Genomic DNA, 3,040 nt, shown 5'->3' with positions numbered 1-3,040 from the left:
CTATGACGCGCCGTTTCAGACCCTGGCAGAAGCTACCATCGACGCCAACCGCGAGATGCTGCTGGCGCTGGGCGGCGCCGATTTCCGCGAGGGGGTGGCGAGCTTCGTGGAGAAGAGGCCGCCGAGGTTTACCGGGCGGTGAGAGGGTTCAAGCCGCCGCAAACTCCCTCTGCGGCCATAACCGCCTTCGCCCTTCGCGCCACGGCGCGGCAGCCTTCGCTTGCTTCGCTACGACAGGCCTCGGCAGGGCTTGCGGAGCCCAAGCTTGCGAAGCAAGCGAAGACTGGTGGAGCCAGGCGGGATCGAACCGCCGACCTCATCATTGCGAACGATGCGCTCTCCCAGCTGAGCTATGGCCCCTTCCGTCACCGCCCGATCGAACAAGGCGGCTCGCAATCGGCGTCATTTACAGTCCGGGCGAAGGTCAAGTCAAGATTAGTCAAGAATGGCGAAAATCGCCGCTTTCAGCGGCCCTGCCGGTGCGTTCCCTTGTTTGGGAGGAGGGGAACCGATATCTAGCGGGAAGCCACCGGAGCCCTGAGTCCATCGCATGCGTGCCGTTCTCGAAATAGTCGAACTCATTTTACAACTCTATGTGTACCTGTTGATTGCCTCCGCCATCCTGTCCTGGCTGATCGCCTTCAACGTCGTCAACACGCGTAACCAGCTGGTCGCCGCCATAGCGGAGTTCCTCTACCGTATCACCGAGCCGGTGCTGGCCCCGATCCGTTCGTTCATGCCCAATCTGGGCGGTCTCGATATTTCGCCGATTATTCTCATCATCATCATCATCTTCATTCAGAAGATTATTGATTACAACATCATGCCATACGTGGTGGGCTATTGAGCGCCTGATGGATCCTTGGCGGTATTCCGCCGGCGGCATGACGGTCGCGCTGCGGGTGACACCGCGCGGCGGCCGTGACGGTATCGACGGGATCGAGACCCGCGGCGACGGCAGAAGCGTGCTGAAGGTGCGGGTGCGCGCGCCGGCCGACGGCGGCGAGGCCAACCGCGCCGTGACTGAGCTGTTGGCAAAGGCGCTCGGGGTGCCGAAGGCGAGGGTGCGGCTGTTGTCCGGAGCGACCTCCAGGCTGAAGCAGATCGCGATCGACGGCGAGCCTGAGCAGCTCTGCGAGGCGTTGCGCGGCCTGACCTCGGCAAAGCCGGACTGAGGTCTGTTCCTACGTCTCTGTTTCGGCGTCTGCCCTTACTTCTTCTTGGCCCGTGCCATGCCATCGGCGATCAGCCGGTGCGCATCCTCCGCGCTGCCCCAGCGCAGCACCTTGACCCATTTGCCGGGCTCGAGATCCTTGTAATGCTCGAAGAAGTGCTGGATCTGCTGCAGCGTGATGGCCGGCAGGTCGCTGTACCCCTTCACCTTGTCGTAACGCTGGGTCAGTTTCGACGAGGGCACCGCGATGATCTTCTCGTCGCCGCCGGCTTCGTCCTCCATGAACAGCACGCCGACCGGCCGCACGCTCATGACCGCGCCGGGCACGATCGCGCGGGTATTGGCGACCAGCACGTCGCAGGGGTCGCCGTCATCCGACAGCGTATGCGGGATGAACCCGTAATTTCCCGGGTAGCGCATGGCGGTATAGAGAAAGCGGTCGACCACCAGCGTGCCTGCCTCCTTGTCCATCTCGTATTTGATCGGTTCGCCGCCAACGGGCACTTCGACAATGACGTTGACTTCGTGCGGCGGATCGATCCCGATCGAAATGGCGTCAATACGCATGCACGGCTCCGGAGGACCTTGACCAAGGCCCTGGGTTACTTAGAAAAATCAACGCGGACAATAGCCCGACAGCTCGCTGTTTCGAGTCAAGGCGTTGAAATCAACGATTGTGTTCAATGTGCCCAGGCGAAGGCGACCTTGTCGAGCGATTTCGGCCCGAACTTCTCCGAAGATCGCGCCACCATCCGCCCGCCGAGCGCGCGGTAGAATTCGGTGGCCGGATCGTTGTCGGAAAGCGCCCAGACCACCATGCTCTTGAGCCCGCTCTGCATCAGGTCGCGGCGCGCAGAGCTGAACAGCCTGCGGCCGAAGCCGAGCCCTTGGAACTCGGGACGCAGATAGAGCTCGTAGATCTCGCCTTCGAAATGCAGGCTACGCGCGCGGTTGCGGCCGTAATTGGCGTAGCCCGCGACCTTGTCCCCGAACACCAAAACGCTGACCCGGCTGCCCTTGCGGATCGCGCTGTCCCACCATTGCGGGCCGCGTCGGTTGATCAGTTTTTCCAGCTCGGCGCCGGGAATGATGCCTTGGTAGGCGGCGCGCCAGGCTTCGTCATGGGTAGCCGCTACCGCGGCTGCGTCAGCAGCCTTGGCCGGTCGGACCTCGATCAGGGTGGTGCTCATGGACGCAATCAAAGCAAGTCGGCGCGCGGGCTTCAAGCTCTTTCATTAAAGATCGGTTAAGCTGTGGATTTTCTGCATCAGTTTCCCGACTGACTTGTGTCGAAAAAGGACAGGTTGCCGCCTTGACCGAGATTCGGCGATGCCGGCGGCGGCAAAGGCGCGCCGACCCGTGCTTCGGCCAGACCAAAAGCTGCAAAAAGGCATCACGTCGCTTGATTCGTTGCTAATGCTTTGCAGAAAGCGGATCGGTTTTCGAGATCAGGCCTGCCCATGTCCGTCTTCGTCTCCAGGCTTCTGTTCGCTCTGCTCCTGCTCCTGCTGGCTTTCGACCAGAGTGCGCCGGCATCACCGCCTTACGGCCCCCAGGATCAAGAAAAGCAACCTGACCGCGAGCAACAATGGCTCGTCCCCTCGCCGAGTGCCGGCACGGCGGCGCACGCCGTACTGTTTCGTCCCCCAGGCGACGGGCCGTTCCGGCTGGCGGTGATCGCGCATGCCTCGACGCAGAATGCGCTGCGCCGCGCGCAGCAGCGGCAACCCGACTATCGCGCACTGGCGGCGTTCCTGGTTGCGCGCGGCTTTGCGGTGCTGGTGCCAGAGCGGCTCGGCCACGGCGCAACCGGCGGGCCTTATCTCGAGGACCAGGGCGGCTGCGCCGATGCCGATTATGTGAGCG

The 3,040-nt window shown here is 62.6% G+C and carries 5 protein-coding genes, 1 tRNA gene and 1 pseudogene; 4 read left to right on the top strand and 3 right to left on the bottom strand.

The features are described from left to right. Positions 1–142, top strand: a pseudogene (locus WCB02_RS37285) (enoyl-CoA hydratase); the annotation flags it as partial. 142 nt (positions 143–284) lie between these two features. Here the strand turns inward: WCB02_RS37285 and WCB02_RS37280 are convergent. Then, positions 285–360, bottom strand: a tRNA-Ala gene (locus tag WCB02_RS37280). Positions 361–550: 190 nt separating this feature from the next. Here WCB02_RS37280 and WCB02_RS37275 point away from each other — a divergent pair. Both WCB02_RS37275 and WCB02_RS37270 read left to right on the top strand, forming a co-directional pair. Next, complete coding sequence (locus WCB02_RS37275; protein ID WP_423966875.1) at positions 551–847, top strand: YggT family protein; 297 nt, start codon at positions 551–553, stop codon at positions 845–847. 7 nt (positions 848–854) lie between these two features. Further along, positions 855–1,175 (top strand): DUF167 domain-containing protein, encoded by a 321-nt coding sequence (locus tag WCB02_RS37270; protein WP_423966873.1) that lies wholly within the window; start codon positions 855–857, stop codon positions 1,173–1,175. A gap of 35 nt (positions 1,176–1,210) precedes the next feature. Here WCB02_RS37270 and ppa read toward each other — a convergent pair whose 3' ends face one another. Further along, the gene (gene ppa / locus WCB02_RS37265) at positions 1,211–1,741 is read right to left on the bottom strand and encodes an inorganic diphosphatase (RefSeq protein WP_423966871.1); all 531 of its coding nucleotides are present in this window, start codon (positions 1,739–1,741) and stop codon (positions 1,211–1,213) included. 113 nt (positions 1,742–1,854) lie between these two features. Further along, positions 1,855–2,364 (bottom strand): N-acetyltransferase family protein, encoded by a 510-nt coding sequence (locus WCB02_RS37260; protein WP_423966869.1) that lies wholly within the window; start codon positions 2,362–2,364, stop codon positions 1,855–1,857. Between the two features lie 270 nt (positions 2,365–2,634). Between WCB02_RS37260 and WCB02_RS37255 the strand changes: the two genes are divergently transcribed. Then, a partial coding sequence (locus WCB02_RS37255) for an alpha/beta hydrolase family protein (protein WP_423966867.1) occupies positions 2,635–3,040 on the top strand: 406 nt, incomplete at its 3' end.

Origin of the sequence: Bradyrhizobium sp. (assembly GCF_049581145.1) — a bacterium.
Taxonomy (GTDB): domain Bacteria; phylum Pseudomonadota; class Alphaproteobacteria; order Rhizobiales; family Xanthobacteraceae; genus Bradyrhizobium.
This window is presented reverse-complemented; position numbering and strand designations above follow the sequence as displayed.